16 protein-coding genes are annotated in these 18,023 nt (G+C 46.0%); 1 reads left to right on the top strand and 15 read right to left on the bottom strand.

Annotation, left to right across the window (positions count from 1 at the left end):
- Positions 1–83: 83 nt before the first annotated feature.
- The 15 genes from BN2373_RS02265 to BN2373_RS02335 form a co-directional block, all read right to left on the bottom strand.
- The gene (locus BN2373_RS02265; RefSeq protein WP_053942567.1) at positions 84–1,157 is read right to left on the bottom strand and encodes a [citrate (pro-3S)-lyase] ligase; all 1,074 of its coding nucleotides are present in this window, start codon (positions 1,155–1,157) and stop codon (positions 84–86) included.
- 15 nt (positions 1,158–1,172) lie between these two features.
- The gene (locus BN2373_RS02270) at positions 1,173–1,931 is read right to left on the bottom strand and encodes a triphosphoribosyl-dephospho-CoA synthase (RefSeq protein ID WP_053942568.1); all 759 of its coding nucleotides are present in this window, start codon (positions 1,929–1,931) and stop codon (positions 1,173–1,175) included.
- An 85-nt stretch (positions 1,932–2,016) separates the two neighbouring features.
- The gene (locus BN2373_RS02275) at positions 2,017–2,955 is read right to left on the bottom strand and encodes an AEC family transporter (RefSeq protein ID WP_053942569.1); all 939 of its coding nucleotides are present in this window, start codon (positions 2,953–2,955) and stop codon (positions 2,017–2,019) included.
- Positions 2,956–3,029: 74 nt separating this feature from the next.
- Complete coding sequence (locus BN2373_RS02280) at positions 3,030–4,604, bottom strand: M20/M25/M40 family metallo-hydrolase (RefSeq protein WP_053942570.1); 1,575 nt, start codon at positions 4,602–4,604, stop codon at positions 3,030–3,032.
- Between the two features lie 155 nt (positions 4,605–4,759).
- Positions 4,760–5,155 (bottom strand): D-ribose pyranase, encoded by a 396-nt coding sequence (gene rbsD / locus BN2373_RS02285; protein ID WP_053942571.1) that lies wholly within the window; start codon positions 5,153–5,155, stop codon positions 4,760–4,762.
- 14 nt (positions 5,156–5,169) lie between these two features.
- The gene (locus BN2373_RS02290) at positions 5,170–6,132 is read right to left on the bottom strand and encodes an ABC transporter permease (protein ID WP_238379614.1); all 963 of its coding nucleotides are present in this window, start codon (positions 6,130–6,132) and stop codon (positions 5,170–5,172) included.
- Positions 6,133–6,140: 8 nt separating this feature from the next.
- A complete protein-coding gene (locus BN2373_RS02295) occupies positions 6,141–7,625 on the bottom strand; it encodes a sugar ABC transporter ATP-binding protein (RefSeq protein ID WP_053942572.1) in 1,485 nt (494 codons plus the stop codon).
- 52 nt (positions 7,626–7,677) lie between these two features.
- Positions 7,678–8,688 (bottom strand): sugar ABC transporter substrate-binding protein, encoded by a 1,011-nt coding sequence (locus BN2373_RS02300; RefSeq protein WP_162200044.1) that lies wholly within the window; start codon positions 8,686–8,688, stop codon positions 7,678–7,680.
- A 5-nt stretch (positions 8,689–8,693) separates the two neighbouring features.
- On the bottom strand, positions 8,694–9,671 hold the full coding sequence (locus BN2373_RS02305) for an alpha/beta hydrolase (RefSeq protein WP_053942574.1): 978 nt from the start codon (positions 9,669–9,671) through the stop codon (positions 8,694–8,696).
- 133 nt (positions 9,672–9,804) lie between these two features.
- Complete coding sequence (locus BN2373_RS02310) at positions 9,805–10,836, bottom strand: LacI family DNA-binding transcriptional regulator (RefSeq protein ID WP_053942575.1); 1,032 nt, start codon at positions 10,834–10,836, stop codon at positions 9,805–9,807.
- On the bottom strand, positions 10,833–11,708 hold the full coding sequence (locus BN2373_RS02315; protein ID WP_053942576.1) for a ribokinase: 876 nt from the start codon (positions 11,706–11,708) through the stop codon (positions 10,833–10,835). Before BN2373_RS02315 ends, BN2373_RS02310 begins: the two co-directional genes overlap by 4 nt.
- 248 nt (positions 11,709–11,956) lie before the next feature.
- The gene (locus BN2373_RS02320) at positions 11,957–12,943 is read right to left on the bottom strand and encodes a substrate-binding domain-containing protein (RefSeq protein ID WP_074017943.1); all 987 of its coding nucleotides are present in this window, start codon (positions 12,941–12,943) and stop codon (positions 11,957–11,959) included.
- Positions 12,944–13,006: 63 nt separating this feature from the next.
- The gene (locus BN2373_RS02325; RefSeq protein WP_053942577.1) at positions 13,007–14,008 is read right to left on the bottom strand and encodes an ABC transporter permease; all 1,002 of its coding nucleotides are present in this window, start codon (positions 14,006–14,008) and stop codon (positions 13,007–13,009) included.
- A 12-nt stretch (positions 14,009–14,020) separates the two neighbouring features.
- Entirely contained in the window at positions 14,021–15,541 is a 1,521-nt protein-coding gene (locus BN2373_RS02330; protein WP_053942578.1) for a sugar ABC transporter ATP-binding protein, read from the bottom strand.
- Between the two features lie 95 nt (positions 15,542–15,636).
- Complete coding sequence (locus BN2373_RS02335; RefSeq protein WP_053942579.1) at positions 15,637–16,953, bottom strand: sedoheptulokinase; 1,317 nt, start codon at positions 16,951–16,953, stop codon at positions 15,637–15,639.
- A gap of 155 nt (positions 16,954–17,108) precedes the next feature.
- On the opposite strand from BN2373_RS02335, the gene BN2373_RS02340 reads away from it, so the two are divergent.
- Positions 17,109–17,981: an aldose 1-epimerase family protein gene (locus BN2373_RS02340; RefSeq protein ID WP_053942580.1), complete on the top strand. Its 873-nt coding sequence runs from the start codon at positions 17,109–17,111 to the stop codon at positions 17,979–17,981.
- Positions 17,982–18,023 lie beyond the last annotated feature (42 nt).

The raw sequence follows: 18,023 nt of genomic DNA on the forward strand, positions 1-18,023 counted from the left end.
TTTAACATTATTCTGGTCAAAAAAGAAGACCCATACCATCCCTATCAGCGAGGGAAATTATGGATCTTCTTTTGAAATTAAGCTTATATATCTGACTCTTTAAGTCCCTGGAGGGGATCTTTTTTTAAGGCCTCCAAGATCGGCCGGGCTTTCGGGCTCTCCAGGAAGGCTTGGCTGACGGGAGGAAGGAGGCGCTTGGCTTCCACTAACCGGCCCTGGGCCAAAAGCCGGCGGACGGTGGAGGCGGAGATGGCCTCTCCCCCCTCTTCCAGGCGGGGGATGATTTCAAGCCGGGGTTTCCCCGGATGGGGTGGGCCGGCAAAGACGAACTCCATTTGTTTGTTGTAGATCCGGGTGGCCGGACTGAAGGGCTCCTCCCCAACAAAACGGAGGCTGATCCCCAAGGCCGGAGCAATGTGATTTTTGAAGATCCTGGCATCCAGCCGGGCCTGGATGGCGGTCGCCTGGTTGGCTTCCTTGAGGAAGTAGGAGGGAAAGACCGCCCGGGAGACCATATAGGATTCGGTGGTCAAGACATGGACCCGGTCCAGGTGGGCTACTCCTTCCTCCACGAGCCGCTTTCGAACGTCGAAAGGAAAGACCGAGGAGGGGTCGGAAACGGCGAAAAGGTAAAGGACATCGCTGGCTTCTCGAGCCGCCTCCACCAGGGCCAGGTGACCCCGGGTGAAGGGGTTGGCGTTCATGACGATGGCCGCCACTTCCTTTTCGTCCCCCCTCTGTGTCTTTTCCTTCCACTTTCGGAGCCCCTCCAGGTAGGCCGGGAAACCCTCTTCGGCTCGCTCAAGGAAGACCAGGTCCTCCCCCACCCTCTCGATCTCCCGGAAGGAAAGGGCTTCGAAAGCTCGGACGGATTCCGGCTTGGTGTAGACATAGAGCCGGTCATAGCCCACCTGGTAGATTTCCTGGATCATCCGGGAGAGGAGGGCATTGAAGACGGATCCCCCCCGGTGGTCGGGGTCGACGGCTACGCATTTAATGATGTTATCCAGGCGGGAAACCGTCCCCACCAGGGTCTCCCCCTCAAAGAGTCCCAGAGTCCGGTTAATGGATTCTTCCGGCCGGATCCCGACCTTCTCCAGGAGGCCTTCCCAGGCCTTCCGGTCATAGGTTGATTCTTTTACCCAAAGTGTCCTCATGGGATCTGCTCCTTTTCAGGCCCAGGGGAGGGCTTCCAGGGTCCGGATGGTGGTGAAAAGGTCCGCCACCCCTCCGGATGAGATTTTCTGATCGACATAGTAGGCAGAAAGGTCCTCCGCTGCTCGGGCCCTCTCCTTGGGGGCCATGGTCAAAATCTCCCCGGCCCGGGACTGGAGCTTCCTCAGCATAGGGAGGGAGGACCGGGCGATGGTGGTGGTATCATCCACCCGGGCCAGGAGGTGGAGGGTCAGATCGCCGTCCTCCATAGACCGGAAGTCCCCCATCCCCCGGAGAAGGAAGGCATAACCTGATAGGGGGATTTGTCGGATGTCCCGGACCCCCTCCCGGTTGAGGAGGGCGGATTTGGGGAAAGTCCCCTCCCGGTAGTCCGCCCGGAGGGGGGCCGACAAATCCTGAATATAGGGTGTCAGGTCATCCCAAGCTATCCCCCGAATCCATGCCAGGAGGAGAAAAGTCTGGAGGAAGACCAGGCCCTTGTGGGTGTTGATTCCCCCTGTCTCCTCCATCATGGCCTCTTCCACCTCCCGACCCAATTGGCGGAGGTCCCGGAAGTCTCCCACACTGTCCCAATCCGCCCGGCGGAAGGCTTCGAGGATCCCCTCCTGGGACCGGAGGAAGGTCCGGAAGTCCATGTCATCATGAGCCCCTTGGCTGGTCATGGTCACGCAACCATAGCCCAAATCCCGGTCCAGTTCCCGGCCAATGGCCCTGCCCAAAGCATCCAGATATGTCCCAATCTCTCTCCCCTGCATATGATCCCCTCCTATTGGGTCTATTTTACCAAAGAAAAAGGCCGACCCACCGGCCGGCCTCAGGAAGAACAGGAAAAATACAGACTCAAATCAGGGTGAGACTCTTCAGAACGAAGATGATAAAAAAGAGGGATAGAGAGGAGAAAAGGGTGGTGTAGACCAGGATTTGCCCCGCCAGCTTTCCGTCGTTGTCCATGGCCTCAGCCATAGCATAAGAAGAGATGGCCACCGGCGAGGCAAAGACGGCCAGGAGGGCCACAATGCCTCCCCCATGGATGCCCAGGAGGGTGGCTGCCCCCAGGGTCAAGAAGGGAACCAAGAGGAGGCGGATGAAGACCGACCTCACCAGCTGGTGAGAATAGGCCTTGGAGGCGGAGAAGGAGAAGGCGTGGCCCAGACCGATCAGGGCCATGGGCGTAGCCATGGATCCTACCCTCTGCAGGGGCTGGACCAGGATGTCAGGCAGGTCCAATCCGGTAAGCTTCCAAAGGAAACCCGCTAAAATGCCCAGGATCAGGGGGTTTTTGGCAATCTTAACCAGGACCCCCTTGAGTCCCTCATGGTCATCCGACCCGTAATAGGAGAGGGCAAAAATGGACAGGAGGTTGAACAAGGGAATGACGACAGGAATCAAAAGAACCACGATCCCCGCATTGTCCTCGCCCAGGAGGGCCGCCCCCAAAGGGGCCCCGAAAAGGATGTAATTGGACCGGTATGACGCTTGGATCAGGACTCCCTTCTGCTTTCGGGGGAGGTCCTTCCGGTCATAGTAGAACCAAAAGACCAGAAAGATGAGGAGGATAGCGATAAAAACAAAAAGATAAAGCCCGGATAGGCTTCCAATATCCACCTGGGTCTTTGCCGTGGTTAAAAAGAGATGGACGGGGAGGATGAGCTTGAAGACGACCTGGTTAAGGATTCCGGATAGGTCCTCCACTCGGATGAAGCGGCGGGAAACAAGGCCTAGGGTCATATACAGCAGAAAAGGAAAGACAACGCGAAGGGAAAAGAGGATATTTTCCATAAGGGCTCCTAACCATTTTTTAGGGAACAACAAACGAAAAAAGCCATCCGATGAGATGGCCTTTTGAACACATCTTATTTATTATACGGCATTTCCGGATTTTCTGCCCCTTCCTTTTCCTGAAGGACCCGAAATACCAGATGGGTGACCAAATCCGGCGTGACTTCCAGCAAATCCATGATATAGACCCTTTCCGTCTTGAGGTGGAGGTCCTTGCCCCAAGGCCCCAACATGATGGCGGGGATTTCCAGAGCTTCCATTCCCTCAAAGGGGACCTCATAGGGAGTTCCATAAAAGGCCATCATCTTCTCGACCGCTTCCCGATCCTCCGAGGAAATTTGGCTTCTTGTGTAGGAGAGGTCGGAAATCCCCGTGAAGTAGGGCTGGCTCTCCATATCCAGCCCCCATTTTTCCTTGGCATAGCAGAAGAGGTCCTCCACCAACTCCTCCGTCTCTTCATCCGAGATAACCGAGGGGTACATGGGTGGGATAAGGCCGTAGACCACCTGGGGACCATGAAAATTATCTTTATCCAATAGATCCTTAATCAGATGATAGGTTGCCTCCAAATAGTTCATCCGGCCGGCCGCCACCTCCTTCTCCCACTTTTCCTGGAGATCCCGGTCCACAGCTAACTCATCTAAAGACCGGACCCTATAGTCAAAATGATTAAGGTTGTCCCCCAATTGTTCTTCTATGGCTTCCTGAATGACCCCCTCCATCCGATCCTTCCAGACTCGGATGTCATTTTTGAAGGTGATGAGGTTCATGGCGGCAAAGGCTCCGGGAGGCATGGAAACATCATAGCGATCCTTGGTATCCCGGAGGTAGACCCAAACCGGAGGTGGAGTCACTTCCCCCCGATCCTCCTCCGTCATGGCCCGGTTCTGGTCGGTCTTGGCCAAAATTCGACTCATGATTCCCAGGCCGGACACCCCCTTTTGGTTCTCCCCCATATGGACCACCACCGATTTAGCGTAGACAAAGAAAAGGAGCTTGCCACAGGAGCCCAAGTAGATGGTGGGTCGCTTGGGGTATTTCCGCCCATGAGGCTCCGAGTTGATCAGGAGCTTGTAGTCCAGGCTAAATCGGCCTTTCAGGTCCAGAAGGAGGTCGGGGGCCGACCGCATGCCGGCCGACAGGTTCTCCTCATCCGGTACGGCCAGGAGGAGGACATTGCCTGTGAAATCCTCCATCTTCGAAAATTTCTCCAGGCAGGCCAGCTGGATGGTCCCGCCGGCCTTCATATCGCAGCCCCCGCGTCCGAAAAGATAATCCCCCGATTCCAAATCCTTTCGGACCTCCTGAGTCAGGTCCTCCTTGTCCAAGGCCCGGGCCAGGTCCTCCGGGCGAAAGGCCATATCCTGAAGGGCCCCAAAATTATCGGTAGAAATGACATCGTAGTGGTGGAGGAGAATGACTGTCCTCTCCCCTTCTCCCTTTACCAGAGCCCAGAAGACCTCGCGTTTCAGGGGATCCTTTGGAATCTCATAGGTTCCCAGCCGGTCAGGATGGGCCTGAAAGTAAGGCCAGGACCTTAGGCAAGCGAAAAGAAAGGGAGGAACCTCCCTCTCCGCAGATGTCCCGGAAAGGGAATAGATGGACATGTAGTCTTTGAGGAAGGATAGGAATTTTTGGGATTCAACCATGGCGGGCCTCGATGGGTAGGTTATAAAAAGATAAAATGACTTCTTCTTGTCATTTTAGCACTAAAAAAGATGAGTTAGAAACTCATCTTTTTTAGTCTTTAATTCTTACCATTGAAGTTAAAAAATAAATTAATTTGAAAAAATAACTTTGTCATTTAGAAAACTACGCCAGATTCCAAAATGATATTTGCATAAGACGTGCATTCACCGGTTCTTATGACCGCTTTAGAAAATTTCACCCTATCCTTCAAGTCCTCATGATTAATAAATACAACAGGAGTCTCTGGAAATCTTTTTATCACCGCCTTCATAAGGTCAGGAGATTCTTTCTCTATCTCCCTTGCCAAATATATTTTCTGAACTTCTAGCTCAGTCAGAACAGTATCTAAAACGTCCAGAAAAGGAGGGATCCCCTTGGTAACGGCTAAGTCAATTCGATGGTTAGATTCAGCAATAGGTAATCCACAGTCGCAGATTGTCAATTGATCAGTATGACCCATCTTTGCAATAGCAAACGAAATCTCTGAATTGAGCAAATTCGTTTTTTTCATAGATACACTCTTTCCTACTTTGCAGATGACATCTTTTTATTCTTCAGATAATCCGCATAAACAGCAATAAGAATAATGATTCCCTTGACTACCAATTGGTAGAAGCTATCAATAGCCAGCATATTAAGACCATTGCTGATGAGACCTATAATGAAGGCGCCCAGAACCGTTCCTCCAATAGATCCTCTACCACCAGCCATGGATGTTCCTCCCAAAACGACAGCAGCTATCGCATCCATTTCAGCTCCGTTCCCAACGGCAGGCTGAAGAGAACTATTTCGACTTGTTAAAACCATACCAGCTAAAGCTGCAAAAAAGCCTGATAAAGTATAAGTTAGGAAAATAACCTTTGAAGTATTAATTCCAGAGAAAAAAGCAGCTTTCATATTTCCACCAATGGCATACATGTGTCTCCCCATCTTACTATAATTGACGAGCAAGATACTGATCACTATAATGGCAATCATATAGATAACTGGGAGGGGTAAAAAACCAATGGATCCACCTCCAAAATTCAGATAGTCTTCATCTATCAATCGGATAGTAGCCGATCCAAAAATAACATAAACTAATCCACGAATAATACTCGATGTAGAATATGTGACAATAAATGGAGGTAAGGTTGTCTTTGCTAATACAGCACCATTAATCATTCCAATCATAACTCCACTAACGAGGCCTACAAGTAGAGAGACTAAGAAGGGGCACCCATTAATCGTTAGCCAACCTGAAAGCATACCTGATAAGGCCATTGTTGAGCCAACTGTTAGATCAATCCCTCCAATAATAAGGACCATAGTCATACCACATGCTACAATCATATTGATTGATACTTGGCGAGTTACATTGATAATATTGGTAAAGCTTCTGAACGTAGAAGAGGTTAGTGATAATACAAGGAGCAACAAAACCAGTATACCTAGCTGACCTGCATATTTCCGAACGCTTTTCTTAACACCCATCATAAATGTTTGCATTTGACCACCTACCGAATTTCCAATGAATTCTTCATAATATTTTCTTGTGAGATTTCTTCCTTTTCAAGCAATGCGGACATTGAACCCTCCCTCATTACTAAGACCCGATCGCTCATATTTAGTATTTCCATGATGTCCGAAGAAATCATAATAATGCCTAGACCTTGTTTTGCTAACTCATTCATAATTTCATATATTTCAGCCTTAGCCCCAACATCTATGCCTCTTGTAGGCTCATCCAAGATTAAAACCTTAGGCTCTGTAGCTAGCCATCGGCCAATGACTACTTTCTGTTGATTTCCTCCAGAAAGATTTTGGATCATTGTTTCTCGGCTTGGTAAGTTAATAGATAGGGATTCTTTATAGTGATCAAAAATCTGATCTTCCTTTGTAGCTCTTACCTTTACTCCCGAGATAAACTTTTGCAAAATATTAAGGGTCAAGTTAAATTGGCTGCTTTTTTGGGGAAAAATACCTTCTCCCCTCCGGTCCTCTGGCACATATGCGATTCCATGCTGATAGGCTTCTTCAGGTTTATGAAAATGAATATTATTTCCTTCAAAGTAAATAGTCCCCGAGTTCAGCCGATCAAAACCAAGTAATGCATGGATCATTTCTGTCCTTCCAGAACCAACTAATCCCGAAACACCTAAAATTTCTCCTGCATGTAATTTAAAGGTGACATCCTTCACACGATTTGATGAGAGATCCTGAACTTCTAAGAGTACTTTTCCACTTTGACAAAAATCGCGTGAGTAGTAATTTACCACCTTACGTCCAACCATTAATTGGACGATCTCGTCCATTTCAATTTCTTCAAAATCAAAATGTCCCACTGTTTTTCCATCTCGCAAGACCATAATTTTATCAGCAATTTCTTGCAATTCTGAAAGTCTATGGGAAATATAAATAATGCCTATTCCTCGCTTCTTCAGCAATCGAATCGCATCGAAAAGATTCTCTATCTCAGAGCCAGATAGGGATGAGGTGGGTTCATCCATGACAATTACTTTTGAATTAAAAGAGATAGCTTTGATGATTTCAACTAATTGCTGGTCAGCAATTGTCAATGTATCTAGAATAGCATGTGCATCAATATTTACATTAAAAGAATCGATGAACTTCTGAGCGTCCTGATACATCTTATTAAAATCAACAACTCTTCCCTTTAAAGGTTCACGATTTAAAAAAATATTCTCTGCAACCGTCATATAGGGTACAAGCACTAGTTCTTGATGGATAATGCTAATACCTATTTCTTTTGCATCATTAGAATTTTTCAGATCTAGCTTTTGGCCTTCAAAATATATCTCTCCATCATTTTGATGATAGATTCCACCTAAAACGTTCATCAGTGTAGATTTTCCTGCACCATTTTCACCTACAATAGCTAAAACCTGACCCTTATCTAGAGATAAATCAACGCCCTGCAGGGCATAGACTCCAGGGAAGCGTTTGTGAATATTCGTCATCTTTAGAAGATTATTAGCCATGTCATATCCTTATGAATGAAAGGGCCGCCTGTAAAGGCGGCCCGCCATAAAATTAATTCCAGGAGTCAATATCGTAATCTTTAAGATTCTCGCTATTAATCAACTCCATATCAACCTTGGTATCCTTTTGAACATCTTTCCCCTCTAACAGTCCAATCACTGCCTCCAGGGATGCCTCAGCCAATTTTACTGGCGAATAAACCACTGTTCCAGACATTTCTCCTGCTGAGATCGACTGTTTAGAAGCTGGCGAACCATCGAAACCGAAAACCATGAGATCGGTTTTCTTGAGTTGTTTTGCAGCTCCAAACGCAGTAAGAGCAGAGCTATCATTGAGGCAAACCATGGCATTCATGTTGGGGTTTGCAATCAGCATATCTTCAGCATAAGCTGCAATTGCATTTAGGTCCGTGGCATCTTTGGAGACGAAGGTAACATCTTCTCTTCCCTTGTCCTTAAAAGCTTTTTCCATGCCTAAGAAACGATCAGCAATAACAGAAAGCTGAGAGTAGTTAATTTCTCCAACTTGGGCATCTTTAGGAAGTTTTTCTGATAGATATTCACCAACTACATACCCGCCCTGAAAACTATCAGCTGTTACAAAAACGTCCACTAATTTCTGATCTTTCTCATCAACCTGAGAGTCAGCATTAACAATCTTCACACCAGCTTCGCTGGCTGCTTTTAGGGCTTGTCCTAAAGCTGTATAGTCTGCTGGCAAAACCACTAAACCACCAATGTTTTGAGCCACAAGGTCTTCCATCTGTGAAACTTGGTCTGCCGCCACTGAGTTGGCATCGGTCATTACAACTTCATAACCTCTTTCTTTAGCCTCTTTCTTGAAAGTGTCAGCAAACTGGACGGCCCAGTCTGCTGTTTGGTTATGCATAGCCAAACCGATTCTCTTCATGTCCTTCCCATTATTTTCTGTAGAGCTACTCGTTGTTTCTGTGCTTTCTTTTCCAGATTCCCCACTGTTCGTATCTGCAGGTTTGGAACTACAAGCAGCTAAGCCAAAAACTAAGCATAGAGAGAGTAGGCCAGCAATGATCTTTTTTAACATGATATTCATCCTTTCGTATTTCCTCTGCATTCAAATTGCTTCACGAATTCCACTATTTTATCCAAAGCCTCAAATGTTTCATCATAGGTTCTTAGAATAAATGCGTGAGGCATTCCTTCATAAACCTTTACATCTACGTCAACGCCATCATTTTTCAAGCAGTTCGCATAAATCAACCCATCATCCAGAAGGAGATCACATCCTGCCTGAATAAATAGAGCTGGCGGAAGATCCTTAAAATTCTTTGCTAGAACTGGAGAAACATAAATGTTCCTTGCTTCTTTTGGATCTGGTAGATACCATTCTTTATAAGGAGGCATCCTGTTATCAGACGAATCAGGTGCAAAGAATTTCGCTGACTTTGAAGGGATCGTATTCGATAGGTCTGTCACAGGATAAATAAGAACCTGCTTGAACACAGAAAATTCCTTCCTATCCCTTGCCATAAGTGTAAGCGCTGCAACAAAATTCCCACCACTGCTATCTCCACAAAGAACAATCCGATTCTCATCGATATTAAACTTCTTAGAATCCTTTAGAATTTCAAGAATGACCGCATAACAATCTTCAAGTCCCGTTGGAAAAGGATATTCTGGAGCAAGCCGGTAATCAATATTAAAGCAACGTACACGAGCTTTCGCAGCTAGATACTCCGGAACATAATTGTGTGTCTCAGGACTACATGTGATAAATCCACCTCCATGAATAAAAATTACTGCAGGTGATACATCGGGACAATCCTTTGGGCAATAGAATTTAACGTTGATATCCGTAGTATCAAAAGATTTGAACTTAAGCATCTCTTGATCTACCTTGTCCTCCAAGGAATATGGCTTTGTTAGTTCATGATAAAAATTTTCTTCCCTATTGACAATTTCCTTTCTTTTCTTAGGATCAAAGTTACTAAAAAAATCTGGTTCAAGATCTACATATGGTGCTAAGGGTCTATATTGAGATTGAAGTATTGGTTCAAACTCTCCCATACTTTCCTCCTTTCCAAATTATTAAAACGTTTAACTTAATTGATAAAAACCTTTCGTTGATAAATCAATTATATATAATCGTGAAGTGAAATGCAATCGTTTTTTTTTGAAAGCTTTTATTTTTTTCTTTTCATTACTTTTCTGGGAGACGATTATAATTTACTACGCTCTCCCCTTCAAAAAGTATGGGCTCAACAAGAATCTTATCAACAGGTTCAATCCCTTTAATTTTTTTAACAAGAGTATCTATTCCTCTCGCACCGATTTGTGCAGCTTGCTGATCAATACTTGTAAGCTGGATAGGGAGATAGGATGCAATAGAGATGTGGTCATATCCCATAATTGAAACATCTGTTGGCACATCGTATCCAGATTCCTTTAATGCTCGAATACATCCAATAGCTGACAAATCATTCAGGGAAAATATGGCTGACGGCCCCTCCTCCCTCTCTAGCAACTTTGATATTTCACAGCCTGCCTTATAACCACCCTGGAGGTTATAATCTCCAAAGAATATGTGGTCACCTGGTAAACTATAACCTCTCAAATTTAAGGCTTTAATGAATCCTGAAAGCCGTCGAATGGAGTTTGGCGTCTCTTGAGGTCCTAAAATGCAAAAAAAAGATTTATGTCCACAATCCAAAAGGTAGTTTGCTGCGATTATACCTCCTTTATTATTGTCCCCTGTAACTAGGTTATAGGAATGGCCAATATTGATTGATTCATCTAATAGAACAATTGGAAAGTCTCTAGTCTCTACAAGATTTTCTAATACCGTATCGAAACGACGAGATACAACTAAAGCTCCTGCAAATTGTCCCCCGGAAAGGTTAATCTGCAACTCCTTGATAGCATTATTTTCTTGAGAAAAATTGAGCAGTGTTAATAAAAAACCTTCTTCTTGGGCACGCAACAAAGCTCCCTGAGCGACCTGCGTATAAAATTCATTTCCTAAGTCTGGGACAAGGAGGGCAAGTAAATTAGTCTTCCCTTTTTGCAAAAAGCGGGCGTATGAATTTGGTGAATAATTTAGCTTTCTAATGGCCTTATTCACTCTCCTTATTGTCTCAGGCCGAATGTGTTGTGCTTTATTATTTAAGATTAAGGAAACCGTAGCAACAGAAACACCGGCTTCTTTAGCAACATCTTTTAATGTAGTTCTCAATCTATATCCTCCCTCATAGGAATGGAGTTGGAGGCTCCTTTGATAGTACAGGCTAAGGATGCAGCACGACTCGCTTTTCTCAAGCTTTCCTTAATGTACTCTCCTTTGGTAACACTGGCAATAAAATACCCACAAAAGGTATCACCCGCACCTGTTGTATCGATGGCATGAACCTTAACTGAGGGTGAAAAGAACCGATTATCATCTTTCTGAAAATAAGCACCTTCTGCACCTAAGGTTAAAACCAGGGAAGCCTTTGGATACATTGATCTCATCGCTTCCATGATTTTCGTGCTTTCTTTTTCGCCGGTCAAAATTTGTCCCTCAATTTCATTAATCAAAAAACAATCAATTATATTTAGGTCTGCTGATAAAACTTCACTGTCCATAGGGGAGGGATTAAGATAAATGATCAAGCCTTTGTTATGGGCCTTATCTATAATTGTAGAAAAGCAAGAAACCTCATTTTGCAGTAGAAGTAAGTCACCTGCTGAAAAATGTGACAGAACTTTGTCAATGAACGGCTCATCAATAGCCCGATTGGCACCGCCGCTAACGATGATAGAATTTCTCCCTTCTTGATCGACCTGAATAATTGTATGTCCCGAAGCAATAGGACGTTTTTCTACAAATTCCGTATGGACACCCGAATCCTCCAGTGCTTGTAGAAGAATGCTTCCATCTTCCTCTCCAATTAAACCTGCATGCCAAACCTCCCCACCTGCTCTGGCAATGGCGATGGATTGATTAAGCCCCTTTCCACCAACAAACTCCTGATAAGCAACAGAAGAGATCGTCTCACCTTCTTGAACAATATGAGGGACGGAATACGTTTTATCAATATTTAATGATCCAAAATTCAAGATTCTCATAACTCCTCCTCGAATGAATAAAACGTTTTACTAATCATAGAATAAGAATTAATTATATTTTTGTCAAGAAAATGTAAACAAAAGTATAGGACTAAGTAAAAGTCAATACCCGGAGCTTATTTCATTCTCTTTACAACCATAAAATTCATTTAATGATTTCCCCAACAAAAAAGGAGGAGCATTCTCCTGCTCCTCCTTCTCATTAAATAAGCGACATCAAATCTGATGATTCACTTATTCGTCCGCTTCTATTTTTTCTTCAAGACAGTAACACCGGTATCAACGACTTTCCCATCCAGGGATGTGCCGTTCAGGACTTCGACAGCCGCTTTCACCGCTTCTTTACCCATCACATCAGGGTTCTGGGCCATGGTGGCGAGAATGTAACCATCTTCAATGAGTCCCATGATAGCATCGGACTGGTCGAAACCAACAACGACGACTTTTGAGTCGGCTGCTTTGATGGCATTTCCGGCACCGGTAGTGGAGCCTTCGTTACCGCCGAAGATGCCGACAACACCCTGGGTGATGTAGTTTTCAGCAATCGCTTGGGACTTGGCAGCATCGCCTTCACCATACTGGATGGGAAGAATTTCAAAGTCGGTGCCTTCAAAGGCAGAGGAGAATCCTTCGGTACGCTCCACCGTGGAAGCCGTGGCGGCGTTCACGCTGATGATCCCGATTTTTCCGGAAGTGGTTCCGTTGGCTTTCAACTCTTCTAGCATGGTTTCACCGGCCAATTTACCGGCTGCTTTGTTATCAGTAGAGAAGGTGGCTTCAGCGTCCATATTGGCGGCAGAGTCAACATAGATGACCTTAACACCGGCAGCGACGGCTTCCTTCAATGCGGAGGTAATGGCATCGGGGCCATTGGCGGCTACAATAATCACCTGGTTGCCGGCAGAAACGGCATTGTTGACCTGCTCAATTTGCTGGGCATCATCCTTCGTGTTTGGAGCCATGTAGGTTACGGTGACTCCAAGTTCCTTGGCCTGTTCCTGAGCACCCTCGTTCAAACGGACCCAGTGCTGGTCAATGGAGTCCATGGTGATCAGGGCAATCTTGTAATCCTTGTCCTTGCCTGCTTCCGCCTCAGAGGATTCACCGGCTTCCTGGCTTTCAGAAGCGGGAGCTGAAGATTCTGAGCTCTCCTGACCGGATTTTTGACCACAACCCGTTAAAACGGTAAGGACCATGGCCAATGACAACATTAATGCGAGTAATTTCTTCTTCATTCTTTCCTCCTTATTTGACGTTTATTTTATCTCTACAGGATGGTTCCTGTATCAATAACATCCTCAGTCTCTATTCTTTTTCGTAGTTCCTCCCTGACGGAAGAGAATATCCGCCAGTACGGCGGCGGTTACTATAACGCCAATGACCAGTCTCTGGATACCTACCGGTGCTCCAATAATTCCCAATCCATTTTCCAGCATTTGCCAAACACCTGCGCCGGCAAAGGTGCCAAGCAGGAGACCTGTTCCTCCAAGGGGCGAGATGCCACCGATAACACCAGCTGCAACGGCATACATTTCATAGGTATTCCCTGCTTCCATATTTCCCATGGACGCCTGGGCGGCCAGGATCAAGCCGACAACAAAAGAACAGAAAGCACTGATCATGTAGGCCTTTGTCGTGGTGGCAAATACGTTCACACCGGAAAGCTTAGCCGCTTCCACATTGGATCCGATAGCATAAATATGTCGACCGGTCCGGGTTTTTGACATAATAAAGAAGGCGACGAGAAAGATGACCACGGCAATCCAGAAAGCGTTGTAAACCCCCAAGGTCTTACCATAATAGAAGAAGTTCTGGAAGGACTCGCCGGCTTCTTTTCCAATTCCGGATGCGATGGCATCGGTATTCCGGTTATTGTTCACCATATAGGCAATCCCTCTTCCGGCAAACATGGTGCCTAAGGTAGCGATGAAAGGAGGGACCTTGAATTTTCCAACGAGAACGCCGTTAATAAAGCCAAAAGCCATGCAGGCAATAAAGGCCACAAGAATAGCGACAATAACGCTGACCCCCTTGGTCATCAGGGTGCAGGAAATCATGGCTGACATGGCGACAATCGAACCAATCGACAGGTCAATGTTTCCGGTAATGAGGATGATGGATTGGCCAACCCCGACCAGGAGGTATTTTGACATGGACCGCAGAAGGTTGAGAATGTTCGTCATCTTAAAAACATTGGAGTCGATAAATCCAAACACAACCATCAAAACTGCCCAAGCGACAAAAGCAAGCAAGGCGGTCCGCAAGCCCCGCACTGAAGACCATTTCTTTTTCGATTTCATAGTTTTCTCCCTTTAGACGGCCTGATCCGCCAGTTTTTTCTTAAATCTTGTTGCCAGCGTCAGTACCTCTTCTTGCGTTGTTTCCCTGGCCATTACCTCGCCAACAATACGTCCCTCACACATGACAATAATTCGGTCTGCAATGCCAAGAACTTCGGGCATTTCAGAAGAAATAAAGATAACGCCTTTTCCTTGCTCCTTCAACTGGTTCATCAGGTTATAAATCTCAATTTTCGCCGCAACATCGATCCCTCTTGTGGGTTCATCAAAGATAACGACCCGAGAATCTCTCGCCAACCATTTTCCAACGACTATTTTTTGCTGGTTTCCGCCGGACAGGCTGCCCGCATCAATTTCCAGGCTGGAAGCCTTAATCCGTAAGCTATCAATGGCGTCCTTGCACATTTCTTCCTCATGGGCCTGATCAATGACGCCCAATGAATTACAAAGTCTATCCAGGTCTAAATTCGGCAAAGCAATGTTGTCGCGAATCGAGAGTTTTGTACACAGACCGTCTTTCCTGCGATCTTCCGGTACAAGAACGACGCCTGCTTTTATGGCATCCCCCGGATGATTAATCTTTACTTCTTTCCCATCAAGGATAATCTCTCCCGATGTCTTGGGATCCGCACCGAATATCGCCCGGGTGGTTTCTGTCCGCCCGGCTCCCATGAGGCCGGCGATTCCCACAATTTCGCCTTCATAGGCCTCCAGGTTGATATTTTGAACCATACTTCCCGCATTCAGGTTCTTTACTTCAAATATTTTCTTTCCCTTTTTACATTCTATGGTTGGAAACTTTTCTTTAATTTCTCTCCCGACCATGTTGGAAATGATCTCATCCATATAGGTGTCTTTGAAGTTGCAGGAGGTGATATATTGACCATCCCGCATGATGGTCACCCGGTCAACAATATGCTGAAGTTCATCTAGCCGGTGTGAAATATAGACGATCCCACAACCATTTTCACGAAGCCTCTTGATAATACGGAAAAGATCATTAATCTCTTTGGCGGTTAATGCGGAAGTGGGTTCATCCATAATCAAAATTCTGGCGTTAATGGAGAGAGCCTTGGCAATTTCCACCATCTGCTGCTTTGACACAGCAAGATCGCCCACGACCTCTTTTGGATCAATGTTAATCTGAAGCTCATTGAGAATCCTTGATGCTTCCGCTTCCATTTTCTTTGAGTCCGTGATGAACCCATTCACAATCTCACGGCCTAAAAACATATTTTCAGCCACGGTCAGGTGTGGACACATATTGAGTTCCTGGTGGATAATGGCGATACCAATTTCCTGAGCTAATTTTGTGTTCAGATCCCCATACTGCTTTCCAAAGATCTCTACTGTTCCTTCATCCCTTGTATAAACACCGCTAAGAATTTTAACAAGAGTGGATTTCCCGGCACCATTTTCGCCCAGGAGGGCCATGACTTCTCCACTCCGAAGCTCAAAGTGGACCTTATCCAATGCCTTGACGCCGGGAAAGCTCTTGGTAATTCCTTCCATTGAGACGATGATCTCACCCATTTGTCTTCACCTTCCGTTCCTGAAAACTAAGAATAATAAAATGCAGGCAAACCTTTCTATATGTCACTAATACTAGCATTTATTAACAATTCCTGTCAATCCACCTGGCCGGCAATTTGACAAGCATACAGGGCTGCTCCGCAGGCCGCCTCTTCTGTCCGGTTGGAAAGATGTAGAGGCCTTCCAAACTCCTCTTCAATGATTTGAACGAGATAGGGATTTTGCCGAAGACCATTCCCTGATCCAATAAAATGCAGAGGTCGTCTTGTACTTTGGGCCAAATACCCCTCAAACATCTGATATAGCTCATGACTCATTCCCTTCATCATGCCAAGAATAAAGCCTTGAGGCGTAAAATTATCGGGTCGGAGACCGGTGATGGATGCCGCCAGTGTCGGATCCTGTCTTGTCCCATAAAATAAAGGAGTAATGATCGGCACGTCTTCCGAAGACCGGGGGGACATTTCTTCCATGGCCTTCATCATAGGGCCATAGCAAGTTCTTTCTTCCCCTGTGACCATCTTCACGGTTTGACGGAAGAAGCTCTCCAAAAGAGCAAAGCTTAATCCCCCGGATAGGGCTGCACCCACCAGGAGCCATTCTCCATCCACATAGGGGCGGGTTTCCAGGCCGGGAATCTCCATGTAATCGGGACTGTAGATCGAAATCTGGCTTCCTGTGCCTACGTTAATGAGGAGGGAATCCTTTGCTCCTTCACTGGCACCAAGGAAACTGGCCTGGTTGTCCCCGATGGCCTGGTGAACTCTGATTCCTTTTTCCGTCCTGCCCAGGAGTCCCTCTTCCGAGACTTCCGGGAAAAGGTCTGGGGAAAGTCCTGCCTTCTTGAGGGCCAACCTATCAAAGGACCTCTGTTGCAGGTCAAATAAGCCCAGACTGGCCGCATTGGTTGGGTGGATGATCGGGGTCTTTCTTCCGGCCAGTTTCATGGCCAAATAATCCCCAATGGTACAGAAGACCTTGGCCCCTTGAGGAATCCATCCCTTCTTTCTATTTACATAATGGGTAAGGGCCCCGTAACCTGTGGATAGCCGGTAACCCGTTCGTTTGGACAGGTCTTGTGCCCAACTTTCCTTTTCATTGATCAGAAGGTCACCTCGTCCATCTTTCCAATTGATCAGGGGACTGACGGGATTCCCCTGATCATCCAAATAAACAATTCCATGCATCTGTCCGGTGATGCCGATCTTCGCAACTTCAGGATATTCACTGCATAGCGAATGAATCGTTACGAAAGATTTTTCAACGATCTTCTCGGCATCTTGAAGGCTTTCCCATTTCTCCCCCGAGAGTCTTGAATCATTGTCGATCGTCTTTGAAGCAACCACGTCGTAGCCTTCACAAACAACGGCAGAAATACTGGTTGTACCAATGTCCAGTCCGAGTGTCAGCATATCTATTCAACCTATCTTCTTAAAATGTTTTTTGAAAATCCTTTTTGTAAAATTTACGAGAACGTAATGTCACAAAGAAAACGCTTTAACTAATGCTTATTTCAGTTTATCATGGAGTTAATTGATGTCAATCTAAATGCGAGGAGAATGAATATATGGTTTACCGTGTCTCAAATGGTCTGCTCTCTGTTTCGATTTCTCAACGAGGAGCTGAACTTATGTCAATAAAAGATGCCCATGGAAAAGAGTTTCTTTGGCAAGGCGATCCGGAGTTTTGGTCCGGACGAGCTCCCCAGCTCTTTCCGTATATCGCTCGCCTGACTGAGGGAACCTACACCTATCAGGGAAAAAAGTATCAGATGCCCATACATGGCTTTGCACCAACTTCAAGCTTTCAAGTAAGCCATCAATCGGAAGATGCCATCACCTTCAATTTAGAAGACAATGACTCCCTCTATCAAATGTATCCCTTCCATTTTCTTTTCTCCATCAGCTATCGCCTGGAGGGGAAATCCCTTCATGTTGAATATTCCGTCAGCAATAAGGACCAAAAGACCATGTACTTCGCCATCGGTGGCCACCCCGGCATCAACCTTCCTTTGGAAGATGGGTTGACCTTTGAAGACTACCAATTGGACTTTTCCTCGGATCAGATGAAGCGTGTTGAATTTTCCGAAGACTGCTTCATCACCGGACATGACCTCCCCTTCCCTCTGAAAAACTCCAGTCTTCCCTTGCGACATGACCTTTTCGATGACGATGCTATCGTTCTAAAAAATACACCGAAAAGCGTGACCCTGCGAAGTAAGAAAGGAACCTGTTCGGTTACTCTTCTTGCACCCGATTTCCCCTATTGGGGATTTTGGCATAAACCACATACCAAGGCGCCCTATCTCTGCCTGGAGCCCTGGTCCGCACTACCTTCCAGGCAAGGAATTGTGGAAGATTTTGAAAAACAGGAGGACCTCACCTCCCTTCCCCCGGGACAAGTCCACTACAGGACCTGGTCTCTCCGCTTCAATTCTTAACCGGAATAATCGAAATGCTCATGGAAAAGCATCATAGGAGAT

The organism is Kallipyga gabonensis (genome assembly GCF_001286805.1).
Taxonomy (GTDB): domain Bacteria; phylum Bacillota; class Clostridia; order Tissierellales; family Peptoniphilaceae; genus Kallipyga; species Kallipyga gabonensis.